The sequence below is a fragment of the Enterobacter sp. 2VL genome (assembly GCF_005503595.1).
GTDB lineage: Bacteria > Pseudomonadota > Gammaproteobacteria > Enterobacterales > Enterobacteriaceae > Enterobacter > Enterobacter cancerogenus.
The window spans coordinates 232,371-251,172 of sequence record NZ_SCNE01000006.1 but is presented as its reverse complement, the minus strand read 5'-3'; the positions used below and the strand labels follow the sequence as shown (position 1 = coordinate 251,172).

The 18,802-nt window shown below is 55.5% G+C and carries 14 protein-coding genes and 1 pseudogene; 9 read left to right on the top strand and 6 right to left on the bottom strand.

All coding sequences use genetic code 11. The annotated features are described in order from the left end of the window. Positions 1 to 607: 607 nt before the first annotated feature. Together FFS28_RS21980 and FFS28_RS16045 are read left to right on the top strand one after the other, a co-directional pair. Positions 608 to 706: pseudogene (locus tag FFS28_RS21980) on the top strand (hypothetical protein); the annotation flags it as partial. Beyond that, a complete protein-coding gene (locus FFS28_RS16045) occupies positions 673 to 1,122 on the top strand; it encodes a hypothetical protein (protein ID WP_137903459.1) in 450 nt (149 codons plus the stop codon). The pseudogene FFS28_RS21980 and the gene FFS28_RS16045, both read left to right, overlap by 34 nt. 92 nt (positions 1,123 to 1,214) lie before the next feature. Here FFS28_RS16045 and glyS read toward each other — a convergent pair whose 3' ends face one another. From glyS to FFS28_RS16030, 3 genes are all read right to left on the bottom strand, one after another. Continuing rightward, entirely contained in the window at positions 1,215 to 3,284 is a 2,070-nt protein-coding gene (glyS, locus tag FFS28_RS16040) for a glycine--tRNA ligase subunit beta (protein ID WP_088209036.1), read from the bottom strand. Between the two features lie 9 nt (positions 3,285 to 3,293). Continuing rightward, positions 3,294 to 4,205, bottom strand: a complete 912-nt coding sequence (gene glyQ, locus FFS28_RS16035; RefSeq protein ID WP_006177784.1) for a glycine--tRNA ligase subunit alpha — start codon at positions 4,203 to 4,205, stop codon at positions 3,294 to 3,296. Positions 4,206 to 4,365: 160 nt separating this feature from the next. After that, entirely contained in the window at positions 4,366 to 4,671 is a 306-nt protein-coding gene (locus tag FFS28_RS16030) for a YsaB family lipoprotein (protein WP_006177783.1), read from the bottom strand. A 184-nt stretch (positions 4,672 to 4,855) separates the two neighbouring features. On the opposite strand from FFS28_RS16030, the gene FFS28_RS16025 reads away from it, so the two are divergent. Further along, complete coding sequence (locus tag FFS28_RS16025) at positions 4,856 to 5,851, top strand: acyltransferase (RefSeq protein ID WP_006177782.1); 996 nt, start codon at positions 4,856 to 4,858, stop codon at positions 5,849 to 5,851. Positions 5,852 to 5,905: 54 nt separating this feature from the next. Here FFS28_RS16025 and xylB read toward each other — a convergent pair whose 3' ends face one another. Both xylB and xylA read right to left on the bottom strand, forming a co-directional pair. Next, the gene (gene xylB / locus FFS28_RS16020) at positions 5,906 to 7,360 is read right to left on the bottom strand and encodes a xylulokinase (protein ID WP_137903458.1); all 1,455 of its coding nucleotides are present in this window, start codon (positions 7,358 to 7,360) and stop codon (positions 5,906 to 5,908) included. A 99-nt stretch (positions 7,361 to 7,459) separates the two neighbouring features. Next, entirely contained in the window at positions 7,460 to 8,782 is a 1,323-nt protein-coding gene (gene xylA, locus FFS28_RS16015; RefSeq protein ID WP_137903457.1) for a xylose isomerase, read from the bottom strand. A 370-nt stretch (positions 8,783 to 9,152) separates the two neighbouring features. Between xylA and xylF the strand changes: the two genes are divergently transcribed. From xylF to xylR, 4 genes are all read left to right on the top strand, one after another. Next, positions 9,153 to 10,145 (top strand): D-xylose ABC transporter substrate-binding protein, encoded by a 993-nt coding sequence (gene xylF / locus FFS28_RS16010; RefSeq protein WP_137903456.1) that lies wholly within the window; start codon positions 9,153 to 9,155, stop codon positions 10,143 to 10,145. A 71-nt stretch (positions 10,146 to 10,216) separates the two neighbouring features. Next, positions 10,217 to 11,758, top strand: a complete 1,542-nt coding sequence (locus FFS28_RS16005; RefSeq protein ID WP_137903455.1) for a xylose ABC transporter ATP-binding protein — start codon at positions 10,217 to 10,219, stop codon at positions 11,756 to 11,758. Beyond that, positions 11,736 to 12,917, top strand: coding sequence for a xylose ABC transporter permease XylH (gene xylH, locus FFS28_RS16000; RefSeq protein ID WP_137903454.1), 1,182 nt, complete (start codon positions 11,736 to 11,738; stop codon positions 12,915 to 12,917). Before FFS28_RS16005 ends, xylH begins: the two co-directional genes overlap by 23 nt. Before the next feature lie 33 nt (positions 12,918 to 12,950). After that, entirely contained in the window at positions 12,951 to 14,129 is a 1,179-nt protein-coding gene (gene xylR, locus FFS28_RS15995; RefSeq protein ID WP_006177776.1) for a D-xylose utilization transcriptional activator XylR, read from the top strand. A gap of 38 nt (positions 14,130 to 14,167) precedes the next feature. On the opposite strand, the gene FFS28_RS15990 is transcribed toward xylR, so the two are convergent. After that, entirely contained in the window at positions 14,168 to 14,992 is an 825-nt protein-coding gene (locus FFS28_RS15990) for a protein bax (protein WP_072208901.1), read from the bottom strand. Between the two features lie 313 nt (positions 14,993 to 15,305). Between FFS28_RS15990 and FFS28_RS15985 the strand changes: the two genes are divergently transcribed. Next, on the top strand, positions 15,306 to 17,333 hold the full coding sequence (locus FFS28_RS15985) for an alpha-amylase (RefSeq protein WP_137903453.1): 2,028 nt from the start codon (positions 15,306 to 15,308) through the stop codon (positions 17,331 to 17,333). Positions 17,334 to 17,535: 202 nt separating this feature from the next. Beyond that, positions 17,536 to 18,792, top strand: a complete 1,257-nt coding sequence (gene avtA / locus FFS28_RS15980) for a valine--pyruvate transaminase (RefSeq protein ID WP_058610514.1) — start codon at positions 17,536 to 17,538, stop codon at positions 18,790 to 18,792. Positions 18,793 to 18,802 lie beyond the last annotated feature (10 nt).

Genomic DNA, 18,802 nt, shown 5'->3' with positions numbered 1-18,802 from the left:
AAACTTAACGTGATAAGGATAGCGGTAATGTGTTGGAGGTTTCAAGGTTAAATTTTGGACAATGCATACTCCCTCTCCCTTTGGGCTGAGGAATCCCCACAAAATAATACCTGCACAGACGACCCCCTCTCCCTTGAGGGAGAGGGCTGGGGTGAGGGGGGAACATACAGCTGTAGAGGTCATTCCGTTCACTTTATGTTCGTTGCTACTTTGTAAGGACATGACCTATGAACGTGCAAGGGTGGCTCAATCACCACTACCCTGGCGACCGGCCTGCAAAAAACGCCTCAGCGATTTACAGCCGGACCAGGACATCGCTGTAGGACCGCTGCCAGTAGTAAATTTCTCGTTGCGTTAATTTTGCGAGCCTCTTTCCAGAAATGGTAATATCCTCAGTGGCATAGCTCAAATATGTTGCCGCCAGTTTTGATGAGCAGTAAGTTCTCTTTGCACCTGCAAAATCAGGTGCCGGGTTTAGCATCCTGGCTTATCTTATCGGCAGCACATTTTGTGCAGCATGCTTTGCTACATCTCAATGGTGGGCTGAGCAGGGGCATCGAAAGATGCGCCGGTATCCGATAAGGCCGGTAATGCTAACTCTGTTCAGTCCACCACCAGCGAAATTAGCATTTCCGGTGGTGAGTGCTTTATCACTTATCGGAGGCTGCCAATATGGCTACTACCCCAACCCAAACTCATTCTTTAATCACCCTGCCCTTCAGTCACGCCACCGACTTCACCGAACTGGCGGATAACTGCGAACGTTTTACCGATGCACTGACAGATTGCGTAGAACCCGCCCACAAAATGGCGCTCTACGGCCGACTCTCGGCCTGTCTGGAACTTCTGCAACCGACGCTCCTGGAAGCTATTCCAGAACGTTTAAAAGCCAGCCTGACCGTGGAAGAACTCCCGTCACGCGTTCCGGTTTTCGAACCCGAATGCGATCAACTGGGGCGCTACTGTCAGGAGATTACGCAGTTGCTGATGAATGGCTCACTGCCGCGACAGTCTGCAATCGTGATAGAAGATTTGCTATGTGAACTGATCGGCTACTTTGCCGATACGCTGAAGGCACCACGCTGGCTGAAGACCGATGAAGGCACGGTGGCGATAGGCTAAACCTGCCGGATGGCGCTACGCTTATTCGGCCACAAAAGACCCATAAAAAAACCCGCCGAAGCGGGTTTTTAGCATTTGTAACAAAAGGCGCATTACTGCAGCAGCGAAATATCCGCTACGCGCAGGAACAGTTCACGCAGTTTTTCGAGCATGGTCAGGCGGTTAATACGCAGTTCCTGATCTTCTACGTTCACCATCACTTTCTCGAAGAAAGCGTCAATCGCTTCACGCAGTTCAGACAGCTCGACCAGCGCTTCCTGGTAGCGACCTTCGGCGAAGAACGGTTCCAGTTTGTCACGCAGCACCACAACCTGCATTGCCAGAGCGATCTCTTCCGGCTCTTTCAGCGTAGCGGCGTTAACACGCTCATTCAGCGTCTCGTCGGATTTCGCCAGGATGTTGGAGACTCGCTTGTTGGCCGCAGCCAGCGCAGCCGCCGCGTCCAGGGTACGGAAGTGAGAAACCGCCTTCATGCGCGCATCGAAATCTGCCGGACGGGTTGGACGACGCGCCAGCACCGCCTGAATGGTGTCAACGGTGTAGCCTTCATCCTGATACCAGGCGCGGAAACGCCCCAGCATGAAGTCGATAACGTCATCCACAACCTTCGCGTTTGTCAGTTTGTCACCGTACAGGCGCACCGCTTCTTCGGTCAGGGTCTGCAGATCCAGGTTCAGGTTCTTCTCAACGATGATACGCAGCACGCCCAGCGCGGCACGACGCAGCGCAAACGGGTCTTTATCGCCTTTCGGATGCTGACCGATACCGAAGATGCCCGCCAGGGTATCCATTTTATCGGCGATCGCGACGGCGCAGGCCACCGGATTGGACGGCAGATCGTCACCCGCAAAGCGCGGCTGGTACTGCTCGTTCAGGGCGACAGCCACGTCTTCCGCTTCACCGTCATGGCGCGCGTAGTGCATGCCCATCACGCCCTGGGTGTCGGTGAATTCGAACACCATGTTGGTCATCAGGTCGCACTTGGACAGCAGGCCCGCGCGGGTAGCGTGATTGACGTCTGCACCGATTTCACGGGCGATCCAACCGGACAGCTCTGCAATACGGTCGGTCTTGTCACGCAGCGTACCCAGCTGCTGCTGGAACAGCACGGTCTGCAGGCGCGGCAGGTTGTCTTCCAGACGCTTTTTACGGTCGGTATTGAAGAAGAACTCGGCGTCTGCCAGACGCGGACGCACCACTTTCTCGTTACCGGAGATAATCTGGGACGGATCTTTCGATTCGATGTTCGCCACGAAAATGAAGTTTGGCAGCAATTTGCCGTCGTTGGCGTAAACCGGGAAGTACTTCTGGTCACCCTTCATGGTGTACACCAGAGCTTCAGCCGGAACGGCGAGGAATTTCTCTTCGAACTTCGCGGTCAACACAACCGGCCATTCGACCAGAGAGGTCACCTCTTCCAGCAGGCTTTCGCTCAGGTCTGCGTTGCCGCCAATCTGGCGTGCCGCTTCTTCGGCATCCGCTTTGATTTTGGCTTTACGCTGCTCGTAGTCGGCAATGACCTTACCGCGCTCCAGCAGGATCTGCGGGTACTGGTCGGCATTGTCGATGGTGAATTCCGGTTCGCCCATAAAGCGGTGGCCGCGGATCACGCGATCGGACGCGACGCCGAGAATGGTAGCAGGAATAACGGTATCGCCGAGCAGCAGGGTCACGGTGTGAACCGGACGCACGAAGTGCACGTCGGACGCGCCCCAGCGCATCAGTTTTGGAATAGGCAGCTTAGCCAGCGAGGTTGCAATCATGTTTGGCAGCAGCGCTTCTGCGCTTTCGCCTTTAACATGAGCGCGATACAGCAGCCACTCGCCTTTGTCAGTGGTCAGACGCTCGGCCTGATCAACGGTGATACCGCAGCCGCGCGCCCAGCCTTCAGCCGCTTTGCTCGGTTTGCCTTCCGCGTCGAACGCCTGAGCGATAGCCGGGCCACGTTTTTCCACTTCACGATCCGGCTGTGACGCCGCCAGGTTTGCCACTTTCAGCGCCAGACGACGCGGTGCAGCAAACCACTCAATTTTACCGTGTGCCAGGCCAGCGTTATCCAGCTCGGCCGTTACGTTCGCAGCAAAAGATTCAGCCAGGCTGCGCAGGGCTTTTGGTGGCAGCTCTTCGGTGCCAATTTCCACCAGGAAAGTTTTCTCAGACATGGCCGCCTCTTATTTGTTTCGGTTGCACATCGGGAAGCCAAGGGCTTCACGGGACGCGTAGTAAGCTTCTGCAACGGCTTTGGTCAGGGTGCGAATACGCAGGATATAGCGCTGACGTTCAGTCACGGAGATGGCTTTGCGGGCGTCCAGCAGGTTGAAGCTGTGGGCGGCCTTCAGAATACGCTCGTAGGCTGGCAGCGGCAGCGGAGTCTCCAGCGCCAGCAACTGCTGCGCCTCTTTCTCGTATTGCTCGAAGCAGGTGAACAGGAAGTCCACGTCCGCGTATTCGAAGTTGTAAGTGGACTGCTCCACTTCGTTCTGATGGAACACGTCGCCGTAGGTCGTTTTCCCCAGCGGGCCGTCGCTCCAGACCAGGTCGTAAACGCTGTCTACGCCCTGAATGTACATCGCAAGACGTTCCAGACCGTAGGTGATTTCACCGGTGATCGGTTTACATTCCAGACCACCCACCTGCTGGAAGTAAGTGAACTGCGTCACTTCCATACCGTTCAGCCACACTTCCCAGCCCAGACCCCAGGCACCCAGCGTTGGGTTTTCCCAGTTATCTTCCACGAAACGGATATCGTGAATGGTCGGATCCATGCCCAGCTCTTTCAGCGACCCAAGGTACAGTTCCTGAATGTTTTCCGGGGATGGCTTAATCACCACCTGGAACTGATAGTAGTGCTGCAGACGGTTCGGGTTTTCGCCGTAACGGCCATCGGTCGGACGACGGGAAGGCTGAACATAGGCAGTAGCCATTGGCTCTGGCCCCAATGCGCGTAAGCTGGTCATTGGGTGTGAAGTGCCGGCGCCGACTTCCATGTCCAAAGGTTGAACAATGGTGCAGCCCTGACGAGCCCAGTAATCCTGTAAGGTCAGGATCAGGCCCTGGAAGGTCTTGGTATCAAACTTTTGCATAGTATTTCGTGCTGGATACGTGTGGTTTCAAAAGGAAGGGATCAGTATACCCGCTGGCTGCAAGATATACAGTACGAAACGGGGTTGTTTAGGGAAAATTGGGAAATAAGCCGCCACGCTAAAATCCATGAACGGCCTGATTGCTGATTATACGCGCACTCTAGCGCATCGAGAGGTGTAAAAACTGGCCGTCCGCGTCAAATGAACAGACAAAGCCCTCTTTACGCGCGGTATGCCCCCGCATCTCATAGCTCCCCTGAAAATGCTCAAAGCCGGTGACGGCAATATTTTGCGCCTCAGCGTTATAGCGATGGGCCGCCCGATCTTTACAGAGTTGCTCCATGCCCAGCGTGCGTTCAGGGCTAATTTTCCCCTGCTGTGCTTTTTGCACCGGGGCTTCCTGCGACGTACTGCATCCTGCGAGCATCAACAGCAGAAAGAGAGACACTACACGCTTCATCATCATTTTTATTACCGGCCTCGTTTAGGGCTGTTATTTTTAGTATCAACGCTTTTATAGATTATGTGTCAGCATTCTGCGAACCTCTCGTCTCGACGACAAGTTTAATGAATAAAACTCAGATTTTTCCAAGGGAAAGCATTAAGACAATGATGGTCACACTTTCTTTATCCGGACAACAGAGGGCCTGATGCAGTCAAAAATTAACTGGATTGATAACCTGCGGGGCATAGCGTGCCTGATGGTAGTGATGATCCACACGACCACCTGGTATGTCACCAACGCGCACAGTATCAGTCAGGTTAACTGGGATATCGCGAATATTCTTAACTCCGCCTCCCGCGTCAGCGTGCCGTTATTCTTTATGATCTCCGGCTTTCTCTTTTTTGGCGAGCGTAGCGCACAGCCAAGACACTTTATCCGCATCGCTTCGTGTCTGCTGTTTTACAGCGCCGTCGCGCTGCTCTACATCACGCTGTTTACGTCAATCAACGCCGGGCTGTCGCTGAAAAATCTGCTGCAAAAACCGGTGTTCTATCATCTGTGGTTTTTCTTCGCCATTATCGTTATCTACCTGGTCTCTCCGCTGATCCAGGTAAAACATATTGGCGGCAAAATGCTGCTGGCTTTAATGGTTGTGATTGGCATCGTGGCAAACCCGAATACCGTCTCGCAGAAAGTCGCTGGTTTTGAGTGGCTGCCCGTCGATCTTTATATCAACGGCGACACGTTTTACTACGTGCTGTACGGCATGCTGGGGCGCGCCATCGGCATGATGGATACCGGCAAACGGGGGCTAAACCTGCTTTGCGGGGCGGCGTTTATCCTCAGCGTGGGGATAATTTCACGAGGCACGCTGCACGAACTGCAGTGGCGCGGCAACTTTGCCGATACCTGGTACCTGTACTGTGGCCCGATGGTCTTTATCTGTGCGGTTTCCCTGCTCACGCTTGTGAAAAATACCCTGAACAGCCGCCCGCTTCCGGTGCTGGGCTTTATCTCACGCCACTCGCTGGGGATTTACGGTTTTCACGCGCTGGTGATCCACGCGCTTCGTACGCGCGGCGTTGAGCTGAAAAGCTGGCCACTGCTGGACATTATCTGGATTTTTTCCGCCACGCTGGCAGCGAGCCTGCTGCTGTCCATGCTGTTGCAGAAAATCGATACGCGCAGGTTTGTGAGCTAACCCGATACAGGTGGAGTGTAGGCCGGGTGAGCGTCAGCGCCACCCGGCACCTGTTTAAGACATCAGCGGTAAAAGCTGCTGATAAATTTTGCGGAACACGTCGCGCCGCTCGCCGTAGCGAGCATGGTTTTTCTCATCAGGAAAATGCTGCGCCTCAAGCGGCAACTGGGGCAGAAGTTGCGACAGAGACTTTTCAGGATTCAGCGCAATTTGCGCCAGACGCGCCGCACCCAGCGCAGGACCGACATCGCCTCCGGTACGATAATCCAGCTGTAACCCGCTAATATCAGCAAGCATCTGCCGCCAGTAGCTACTGCGCGCCCCGCCGCCAATCAGAGTGATGCTCGACGGCGTAAGACCACAGTCGTGCACCACGTCCATGCCATCCGCCAGCGCATAACCGACGCCTTCCAGCACCGCGCGCGCCAGCTCGGCCGGGCCGTGCTGATGCGTTAAACCAAAGAACACGCCTTTCGCTTCCGGATTGTTATGCGGCGTACGCTCCCCGGAGAGATAGGGTAAGAACCACACCGCGCCAGCCTGATCATCCGCCTGCTGCGCGGCGGCAATCAGCGCCGGAACGTCCGCCATGCCGGTCAGTTTTGCGGCCCAGTCCAGACAGGAGGCGGCGCTCAGCATCACCGACATCAGATGCCATTTACCCGGTAGCGCATGGCAAAAGCTATGTACCGCATTCTCAGGGTTACTGCGATAGCCGTCGCTCACGGCAAAATAGACCCCGGAAGTACCCAGCGAGAGCATCGCCTGGCCCACCTCGATCATTCCCACGCCAACCGCTCCCGCCGCGTTATCACCGCCACCGGCGACGACGGGCACGGCTGGCATTTTCCAGCGTTGCGCCACCGTCGGCGTTAAAGTTCCGGTCACTTCGCTGCCTTCGAAGAGCGCAGGCATCTGGTCGCGCGTCAAATGGCAGGCATCCAGCATGGCTGCGCTCCAGTCGCGCTTCGCCACGTCGAGCCACATCGTGCCCGCCGCGTCAGACATGTCACTGGCAAACTCGCCCGTCATGCGAAAGCGCAGGTAATCTTTTGGCAGTAAAACCTTCGCCACCTGGCGGAAAATCTCCGGTTCATGGCGTTGCACCCACAGCAGTTTGGGTGCCGTAAACCCTGGCATCATCAGGTTGCCGGTTATCTCGCGAGAGGCAGGCACACGTTCTTCGAGGAGTGCGCACTCCTCTGCACAGCGGCCATCGTTCCAGAGAATGGCGGGCCGCAGCACGCGGTGCTGGCTGTCCAGCAGCGTTGCGCCGTGCATCTGCCCGGCAATTCCCAGCGCTTTCACCTCTTGCAGGCTGTGCTGTTCACTTAACGCCTGAATCGCGCGATCCGTCGCCTGCCACCACTGTTCCGGGTCCTGTTCCGACCACAGCGGATGCGGGCGCGAAACCTGCAATTTCTCGGTTTGCGAGGCCAGCACATCTCCCTGCTCGCTTAACAGGATGGCCTTCACGCCCGATGTACCCAGATCGATCCCAATGTACATATTGTGGGTTCCTTAACTGAACATGCCCGGTAGCGCTGCGCTGACCGGGCCTACAAAAACCGGAGGCCGGGCACACAACGCGCTGCCCGGCGAGACCTGTTATTTATCGAACAGATAGTGATTGACCAGATTTTCCAGCAGCTCCTGATGGCCACTCTGATGCTGCGGCGCCAGCTGATGCTGTTCAGCGTACTTCGCGATCTCGGCAAGCGATAACTGGCCTTTCAAAATTTGCTGACCCAGCTCACTGTTCCAGCCGCTGTAGCGCTTCGCCACACGTTTATCCAGTTCACCGTCTTCAATCATACGGGCGGCAACTTTCAGCGCCAGCGCCATGGTATCCATCGCGCCGATATGGCCGTAGAACAGATCGTATTTGTCGGTGCTTTGACGACGTACTTTGGCATCGAAGTTCAGGCCACCGGTAGTGAAGCCGCCCGCCTTGATGATTTCATACATCACCAGCGCGTTCTCCTCGACGCTGTTCGGGAACTGGTCGGTATCCCAGCCCAGCTGCGGGTCACCACGGTTAGCATCCACGGAGCCGAAAATGCCGAGCGCGATAGCCGAGGCGATTTCATGGTGGAAGGCATGGCCCGCCAGCGTTGCGTGGTTAGCCTCGATGTTCACTTTGATCTCTTTTTCCAGACCAAACTGCTTCAGGAAGCCATACACGGTTGCCACGTCGTAATCATACTGGTGCTTGGTGGGCTCCTGCGGCTTCGGCTCAATCAACAGCGTACCGCGGAATCCGATTTTGTGCTTATGGTCGACCACCATCTGCATAAAGCGACCAATCTGTTCGCGCTCCTGACGCAGGTCGGTATTGAGCAAGGTTTCATAGCCTTCACGCCCGCCCCACAGTACATAGTTTTCGCCGCCTAACGTGTGCGTGGCATTCATCGCCGTCACCACCTGCGTGGCAGCCCAGCTAAACACTTCCGGGTCCGGGTTGGTTGCGGCGCCTGCGCCGTAACGCGGGTTGGTAAAGCAGTTCGCCGTGCCCCACAGCAGTTTTACGCCGCTTTGCTGCTGTTTTTCAGCCAGCACGTCCGTCATCTGCGCAAAGTTGTTCAGGTACTCTTTCAGCGATGCGCCTTCCGGCGACACGTCCACATCATGGAAGCAGTAGTAGGGCACGTTCAGCTTGTGGAAGAATTCAAAGGCAACGTCTGCCTTACGCTTCGCCAGTTCAATGGCTTCACCCGGCTGCTGCCACGGGCGATCAAACGCGCCCACGCCGAACATGTCGGCACCGTTCCAGCAGAAGGTATGCCAGTAACAGGCGGCAAAGCGCAGATGATCTTCCATACGCTTACCCAGCACCAGCTCATCCGGGTTGTAGTGACGAAATGCTAAAGGATTGGTCGTTTTCGTGCCTTCGTAACGAACGCGATCGAGTTGGTCGAAATAAGCTTGCATATTCAGCTCCATAATCAGGGTATTCGGCGTAAGAGTGCGACAGGAGTAATAGTGAATAGACATTTAACGTTGCTCAATTACGTTATTTCACACTGCTATTGAGAGAATGCACAACTGTGCGCTGGCTCGCAAAATAATGCGCTGGCAACGATTTTTCTGCGCTTATTCCAGAATCAAATGTAATTAGTACGTTACGCATTTTAAAATCCGATCGCGGTCATAAATTCGGAAATAAACCAAATATCATAATGAGAAGATAAAAATCTGTAATTGCCAGCAGGCCTCTCCACGTTAAGAATTTGCTGCGTCTCAGCAGTGAATGTTTCTTTTATCTCAGCAACACATACCCCTACAAAAAGGCCTGATAATTATGAAGATAAAGAACCTGACCCTTACTCTCTGCACTACTCTCCTGCTAGCCAGCTTTGCCGGACACGCCAAAGAGGTCAAAATCGGCATGGCGATTGACGACCTGCGCCTGGAGCGCTGGCAAAAAGATCGCGATATTTTTGTTAAAAAAGCGGAATCACTGGGTGCCGAAGTGTTTGTGCAATCCGCTAACGGCAACGAAGAAACCCAGATGTCACAGATTGAAAATATGATTAACCGTGGCGTCGATGTGCTGGTCATTATCCCTTATAACGGCCAGGTACTCAGTAATGTGGTTAAAGAAGCAAAACAGGAAGGCATAAAAGTGCTGGCCTATGACCGCATGATTAATAATGCGGATATTGATTTTTATATTTCGTTTGATAATGAAAAAGTCGGCGAATTACAGGCAAAAAGTCTGGTCGACAAAGTGCCTCAGGGGAATTATTTCCTGATGGGCGGTTCGCCGGTCGATAACAACGCCAAGTTGTTCCGCGAAGGGCAAATGAAAGTGCTTAAGCCGTATATCGACGAGGGCAAAATTCACGTCGTCGGCGATCAGTGGGCTGACGGCTGGCTGCCTGAAAACGCGCTGAAAATTATGGAAAATGCCTTAACCGCGAACAATAACAAAATTGATGCCGTTGTGGCGTCGAACGATGCCACCGCAGGCGGGGCGATTCAGGCGCTCAGCGCGCAGGGGCTTGCAGGGAAAGTGGCTATTTCGGGCCAGGATGCCGACCTCGCCGGGGTGAAGCGCATTATCGCAGGCACCCAAACCATGACGGTTTACAAACCCATCACCGAACTGGCGAACACGGCGGCAGAAATTGCCGTTGAGCTGGGGAATGGCCAACAGCCTAAAGCCGATACCTCGCTCAACAACGGCATGAAAGACGTTCCGGCTCGCCTGCTTACCCCTATTGAAGTCAATAAAGACAATATTGATGCCACCGTCATTAAAGACGGTTTCCACAAAAAGAGTGAACTGTAATCCAGCGCGGCCCCTGCTCTGCGGGGGCGCATCGACATGTCCTGTTTCTTTATCGGGTCAGCGGAGCAGTTATGTCTTATTTACTTGAAATGAAAAGCATCACCAAAGCGTTTGGCGTCGTGAAGGCCGTCGACAACGTGAGCCTCAGGCTCAACCCTGGCGAAGTGATGTCGCTGTGCGGCGAGAACGGGTCGGGGAAGTCCACGCTGATGAAAGTCCTGTGCGGGATCTATCCTCACGGTAGCTACGAAGGCGAAATTGTGTTTGCCGGCGAAACGCTCCAGGCCGCGCACATCCGCGATACCGAGCGCAAAGGGATTGCCATTATTCACCAGGAGCTGGCGCTGGTGAAGCATCTTACCGTGCTGGAGAACATCTTTCTCGGGGCTGAAATTTCCCGTCACGGCGTGCTGGATTACGACACCATGACGCTGCGCTGTGAAAAACTGCTGGCGCAGGTCAGCCTTGCGATTTCACCCGACACGCGCGTGGGCGATCTGGGTCTGGGCCAGCAGCAGCTGGTTGAGATCGCCAAGGCGCTGAACAAGCAGGTACGCCTGCTGATCCTTGATGAGCCTACCGCCTCACTCACCGAGCAGGAAACGGCGGTTCTGCTTAACATCATCCGCGACCTGCAAAATCACGGCATTGCCTGCATCTATATTTCGCACAAGCTTAATGAGGTGAAAGCCATCTCGGACACCATCTGTGTGATCCGCGACGGGCAGCACATCGGCACGCGCGACGCCGCCGGGATGAGTGAGGATGACATCATCACCATGATGGTTGGCCGCGAACTGACCGCGCTGTACCCGAACGAGCCACATACCGTGGGCGAGGAGATCCTGCGCGTCGAAAACCTCACCGCGTGGCACCCCGTTAACCGGCATATCAAGCGCGTCAACACCCTCTCCTTTTCGCTGTACCGTGGCGAAATCCTCGGTATTGCAGGGTTAGTGGGCGCAGGACGGACCGAAGCCGTTCAGTGTCTCTTCGGCGTCTGGCCGGGACGCTGGGAGGGCAACATTTTTATCGACGGTCAGCCAGTACACATCACCAACTGCCAGCAGGCGATTGCCCACGGCATCGCGATGGTACCGGAAGATCGCAAAAAAGACGGCATTGTGCCGGTCATGGCCGTGGGTCAAAACGTTACGCTTGCCGCGCTCGGTCAGTTTTCCGGTGCACTGACGGCCCTGGACGACGCGGCGGAGCAGCAGTGCATTTTGCAGTCGCTCGCCAGGCTGAAGGTGAAAACCTCCTCTCCCGACCTGGCCATCGGGCGTCTCAGCGGCGGCAATCAGCAGAAGGCTATCCTGGCGCGCTGTCTGCTGCTCAACCCCCGGATTCTGATTCTGGACGAGCCGACGCGCGGGATTGATATCGGTGCGAAATATGAAATCTACAAGCTGATCAACCAGCTTGTGCAGCAAGGGATTGCCGTCATTGTCATCTCGTCTGAATTACCTGAAGTGCTGGGCCTGAGCGACCGCGTGCTGGTTATGCACGAAGGGAAACTCAAAGCCAACCTGATCAACCAGAACCTGACGCAGGAGCAGGTGATGGAAGCCGCTTTAAGGAGCGAACGTCATGTCGAAAAGCAATCCGTCTGATATCAAAGTCGCTGTTCCGACGCCCGGCGCGTTTTCCGGGCTTAAGGCGCTCAACCTGCAGGTTTTCGTGATGATCGCGGCGATTATCGCCATCATGCTGTTCTTTACCTGGATGACCGACGGCTCTTACCTGAGCGCGCGCAACGTCTCTAACCTGCTGCGCCAGACGGCCATTACGGGCATTCTGGCCGTGGGGATGGTGTTCGTGATTATCTCCGCAGAAATCGACCTGTCGGTCGGTTCGATGATGGGCCTGCTCGGCGGCGTAGCGGCCATTTTTGACGTCTGGCTCGGGTGGCCGCTGCCACTGACCGTAGCGGTCACGCTGGTGCTGGGCCTGCTGCTCGGGGCATGGAACGGATGGTGGGTCGCCTACCGCAAAGTCCCGTCGTTTATCGTTACCCTCGCGGGCATGCTCGCCTTTCGCGGCATTTTGATTGGCATGACCAACGGCACTACCGTCTCCCCTACCAGCGCCGCCATGTCGCAAATTGGGCAGAGTTACCTCTCCGATGGCATCGGCTTTACGATCGGCGTGGTCGGGCTGATGGCCTTTATCGCGTGGCAGTGGCGCGGCCGTATGCGCCGTCAGGCGCTCGGGCTGGCAGCACCTGCGTCCACCGCCGTGGTGGGGCGTCAGGCGCTGACGGCGGCGATCGTGCTGGGGGCAATCTGGCTACTGAACGATTATCGCGGCGTGCCGACGCCGGTTTTACTGCTGGCCCTTCTGCTGCTGGGCGGCATGTTTATGGCAACGCGCACAGCGTTTGGCCGGCGTATTTATGCCATTGGCGGCAATCTTGAGGCGGCGCGTCTGTCGGGTATCAACGTAGAACGCACCAAACTCGCAGTCTTTGCCATCAACGGCCTGATGGTCGCGATTGCCGGACTGATCCTCAGCTCCCGCCTCGGAGCCGGTTCGCCGTCAGCCGGGAACATCGCCGAGCTGGATGCCATCGCCGCCTGTGTGATTGGTGGAACCAGCCTCGCCGGGGGGATCGGTAGCGTCGCGGGTGCGGTGATGGGCGCATTTATTATGGCTTCGCTGGATAATGGAATGAGTATGATGGACGTTCCAACGTTTTGGCAGTATATCGTCAAGGGCGCCATTCTGTTGCTGGCGGTCTGGATGGACTCCGCCACCAAGCGGCGAGCCTGAGAACAGCATCGTTACTTATTTGGGAAAGCAGCCATGTTTGAGAAGCGTCACCGCATTACGTTGTTATTCAATGCCAATAAAGCCTACGACCGTCAGGTGGTCGAAGGGGTTGGTGAATATTTGCAGGCGTCGCAATCCGAATGGGATATTTTTATTGAAGAGGATTTCCGCACCCGGCTCGAGAACATCAAGGACTGGCTGGGCGATGGCGTTATCGCCGACTATGACGACCCGGTGATTGAGCAGTTGCTGACGGACGTCGATGTCCCCATCGTCGGCGTCGGCGGCTCGTATTATTCCCCCGACAGCTACCCGCCGGTGCACTACATCGCCACCGATAACCATGCCCTGGTTGAAGCCGCCTTTCTCCATTTAAAAGAGAAAGGCGTGCACCGTTTTGCCTTTTACGGGTTGCCCGCCTCAAGCGGCAAACGCTGGGCGGTGGAGCGTGAGCACGCATTCTGTCAGCTGGTCGCGCAGGAGAAATATCGCGGCGTAGTGTATCAGGGGCTGGAGACCGCACCGGAAAACTGGCAGCACGCGCAAAACCGCCTGGCAGACTGGCTGCAAACGCTGCCGCCGCAAACCGGGATTATTGCCGTCACGGACGCCCGCGCCCGCCACGTGCTTCAGGTCTGCGAGCATCTGCACATTCCGGTGCCTGAAAAGCTGTGCGTCATTGGTATTGATAACGAAGAGCTGACGCGCTACCTGTCGCGCGTGGCGCTATCCTCGGTCGCTCAGGGAACGCGTCAGATGGGCTATCAGGCGGCGAAGCTACTGCACCGGCTGCTGGATAACGAATCGCTACCGCTGCAACGGTTACTGGTCCCGCCCGTGCGCGTGGTGGAGCGCCGTTCAACCGATTACCGCTCCTTAAGCGATCCGGCCGTTATTCAGGCGATGCACTACATCCGCAACCACGCCTGCAAGGGCATTAAGGTCGATCAGGTGCTGGATTCCGTCGGCATTTCGCGTTCGAACCTGGAGAAGCGGTTTAAAGAGGAGGTTGGCGAAACCATCCATGCGGTGATCCATGCGGAGAAACTGGAGAAAGCGCGCAGCCTGCTCATCTCAACGTCGCTGTCGATCAACGAAATCTCACAGATGTGCGGCTACCCGTCGCTTCAGTATTTTTACTCGGTGTTCAGGAAAGAGTATGACACCACCCCAAAAGAGTATCGGGAGCGGCACAGCGAGGTGCTTATCTAGAAAACAAAACGCCTTCCGATGGAAGGCGTTTTTTTACATTACATGTGCGAGGCGATTAAGCGCTGGTTATCCTGAAACATAGCGAACAGGTAGTTGTTATAACGCTGTCCCTGAGTCGAATACCCTTTCAGCTTGTGGATCATCGTGCTGGCCGTCACTTCCTGATCCGCTTTACGCAACTGGGCGCGTGACTTACGGAACGACGAGTAGGCCGGATGCGTATTCAGGTTCACCACGTAGGCGTTTACTGAATCTTTAACCGATGCAAACTGCGAATAACCTTTCACTTTGCCCGGCGCGTTAGTACAACGCCCTTTTGCGCATTTCATGCCAAAGAGGTTGTTATTGTTACGCGCCAGCTTCGAGGTTCCCCAGCCGCTTTCGGCTGCGGCCATGGTGGCGACCATGCTGCCTGGAATAATGTCCACACGCTCTAACAGCGAGTTCCACGGCACGCGACGCGTGTTACCGTTCCACTTAACCTTGTAGCGTTTCGCAATGTCTTTAAGACGCGTGCGCTCAGACGGCGACCAGCGGCTCTCGTACTGTTTCGAGATCAGCCAGTTACGATCTGCGGTAATCGCAGCATTTTGACTTTTGATGTAAGGCATTACCGTCCGGAGAAACGCTTTTTTTCGTGGTGTCCCGGAAGGGTATTTTCGCAAATCAGGAAGTGAACTACTCTTTGCACTATTGCGAGAATACTCTTGTTTACTGCTAACCTTACTGCTTGTCGTCTTTATTACGTGGGCTTTCTTACTCGTTGTATCCGTGTGCGTCTTCGCAAGCACCTCACCCGAAAATGCCATGGTGAGTAACATGAGTATCGCGGCCCCATATCGTCGAATGGGAGTCGATATCATTAGGTCTCCTGGTCGGATTTCATCATTCCAACACCTTATTTTTTTCTCGAATTTGAGAGCGGAATCTCAAATCATAGCAAAAATAGACTTCAAGAGCACGTATAGAAATAGTCCAAATCCGAAACCATGTCATCTGAAACGTGTTCACGAAATCATCAATTCTGAAAAAATGTGCGCGATATCGCAGATAACCGCCTAATTTTGCGCGGGATCACTCATCCTTTCGCATCCTCCTGGCAGAACGTGCGCGGGGAGGAGTTGTTCCCGTCTTCCCGATGGCACACTGGTTAAAAAAGCCGCGAAGGAATTTGGAATGAAACGCACCGCACTCGCTTTTCTGCTTTTACCGGCACTGGCGCAGGCAGACTGGTCATCACCGGGCTTTGCCGCGTTTAAGGCTGAAGGCACCGGCGTTTTCACCAGCCAGGCAACGCTGACGAAGGGTACCCGCCCACTGACGCTCAGTTTTGACAACGCGTGCTGGCAGCCGACCGATGCGATAAAACTCAACGAGATGCTGTCGCTCAAACCTTGCGAAGGCACGCCGCCGCAGTGGCGTCTGTTTCGCGACGGCAGCTACCAGATGCGGATTGATACCCGCTCAGGCACGCCGACGCTGATGTTGACGGTACAACGCGAGGCGGAAAAAACCGTCGCGAACGTTATCCGCCAGTGTCCAACGTGGGACGGCAAACCGCTTACGCTCGACGTCAGCCACACCTTCCCGGAAGGCTCCGTGGTGCGTGATTTTTACAGCAAGCAGACGGCGACGGTGCAAAACGGCAAAATCACCCTCCAGCCCGCGGCGAACAGCAACGGCCTGCTGCTGCTTGAGCGCGCCGAAACCGATAAACCCGCACCGTTTAGCTGGCAAAACGCCACCGTCTATTTCGTGCTGACGGACCGCTTCGTCAATGGCGATCCTACCAATGACAACAGCTATGGCCGCCATAAAGACGGCATGCAGGAAATTGGAACCTTTCACGGAGGCGATCTCAAAGGGCTTGCCGGTAAACTCGACTACCTGCAGCAGCTCGGCGTCAATGCACTGTGGATTAGCTCCCCGCTGGAGCAGATCCACGGTTGGGTAGGCGGTGGAACCAAAGGTGACTTCCCCCATTACGCCTATCACGGCTATTACACTCAGGACTGGACCACCCTCGATGCCAACATGGGCAACGAAGATGATTTGCGCCATCTGGTCGATGAAGCGCACAAGCGCGGCATCCGTATTCTTTTCGACATCGTGATGAACCACGCGGGCTACGCCACGCTGGCAGACATGCAGGCGTTTCAGTTTGGCGCGCTATACCTGCAAGGTGATGAGCTGAAGAAAACCCTGGGCGAGCGCTGGACGGACTGGAAACCAAGGGCCGGACAAAGCTGGCACAGCTTTAACGATTACATTAATTTCAGCGATAAAGCCGCGTGGGAAGCATGGTGGGGTAAAAAATGGATCCGCACCGACATCGGCGATTATGACAACCCTGGCTTTGACGATTTAACGATGTCGCTGGCCTTTTTACCGGATCTGAAAACGGAATCGACCGAGGCTTCCGGCCTGCCGAACTTTTATCAGCACAAGCCTGATACGAACGCGAAAGCCATTCCGGGCTTCACCCCGCGTGATTACCTGACGCACTGGCTTAGCCAGTGGGTGCGTGATTACGGCATTGACGGTTTCCGGGTCGATACCGCGAAGCACGTTGAGCTTGATGCGTGGCAACAGCTGAAAGACCAGGCAGGCCAGGCGCTGGCGGCGTGGAAAGCCGCTAACCCGGACAAAAAAGTCGATAACGCCCCGTTCTGGATGACGGGAGAGTCCTGGGGCCACGGCGTTATGCAGAGCGATTACTACCGCCACGGTTTCGATGCGATGATCAACTTTGATTATCAGGAGCAGGCGGCGAAAGCGGTGGACTGCCTGGCCGACATCGACCTGACCTGGCAGCAGATGGCCGAAAAACTGCAGAGCTATAACGTCCTGAGCTATCTCTCGTCGCATGATACGCGGCTTTTCCGCGAAGGGGGCCAGCGTGCGGCAGAGCTGCTCCTGCTCGCGCCGGGGAGTGTGCAGATCTATTACGGAGATGAATCAGAGCGGCCATTTGGTCCAACCGGCTCCGACCCGCTGCAGGGGACGCGCTCGGACATGAACTGGCAGGACGTCACGGGTAAAAATGCTGCCACCGTCGCCCACTGGCAGATTTTAGGCCAGTTCCGCGCCCGCCATCCGGCAATAGGTGAAGGCGTTCAAAAAACGCTGTCGCTTAAGGAGGGATACGGCTTTGTGCGCGAGCACAACGGCGATAAAGCGATGGTGGTGTGGGCAGGAGATTAAGCGCTACGTCCCCCTCACCCTAACCCTCGCCCCTTTGGGCAGAGGACCGGGTGAGGGGAGAAAAAGCATCAGAACAATACACTGAATAAATCAAAACCCACCATATAAAACATCAACACCGCCCTCTCCTCCCGATTTGCACCTGTCCGATGCTAGCGTTATGGTTACCCACTTTCATAATAAGCCAGACAGAACACCTGCTATGACGTTTTCACTTTTCGGCGACAAATTTACCCGCCATTCAGGCATTACCCGCCTGATGGAAGATCTCAATGACGGACTGCGCACCCCGGGCGCAATCATGCTTGGCGGCGGAAACCCGGCGCAGATCCCGGAGATGAATACCTATTTCCAGACGCTGCTGGCGCAGATGCTGGAAAGCGGCAAAGCTACCGACGCGCTGTGCAATTACGATGGCCCCCAGGGCAAAACCGAACTGCTGAAGCTCCTCGCCAACATGCTGCGTGACGAGCTCGGATGGGATATCGAACCGCAGAATATTGCACTGACAAACGGCAGCCAGAGCGCATTTTTCTACTTGTTTAACCTGTTCGCAGGACGTCGCGCCGACGGCACCACCAAAAAAGTGCTGTTCCCGCTGGCACCAGAGTACATCGGCTACGCCGATTCCGGCCTCGAAGAAGACCTGTTTGTCTCTGCGCGCCCGAACATTGAGCTGCTGCCGGAAGGCCAGTTCAAATATCACGTCGATTTCGAGCACCTGCACATCGGTGAAGAGACGGGCATGATCTGCGTTTCGCGGCCAACTAACCCGACCGGCAACGTCATCACCGACGATGAGCTGATGAAGCTGGATGCGCTCGCCAATCAGCACAACATCCCTTTGGTTATCGATAACGCCTACGGCGTGCCGTTCCCGGGCATTATCTTCAGCGAAGCACGCCCGCTGTGGAACCCGAACATTGTTCTGTGCATGAGCCTCTCCAAGCTCGGCCTGCCGGGCAGCCGCTGCGGCATCATTATCGCCAATGAAAAAATCATCACCGCCATTACGAACATGAACGGCATTATCAGCCTCTCTCCCGGCGGTATAGGCCCGGCCATGATGTGCGAGATGATTAAAAATAACGACCTGCTGCGCCTGTCCAATGAGGTGATCAAGCCGTTCTATTACCAGCGCGTTCAGGAGACAATCGCGATCATTCGCCGCTATTTGCCGGAAGAACGCTGCCTGATCCACAAACCTGAAGGCGCCATTTTCCTGTGGCTGTGGTTTAAAGACCTGCCGATCACCACCGAACTGCTCTACCAGCGCCTGAAAAAACGCGGCGTGCTGATGGTGCCGGGCGATTACTTCTTCCCCGGGCTGGATAAGCCGTGGCCGCACACGCATCAGTGCATGCGCATGAACTACGTGCCGGATCCAGAAAAAATTGAAGCGGGCGTGAAAATTCTCGCCGAAGAGATTGAGAACGCCTGGCGCGAAGGCGGCCAGTAACATCTTTCGC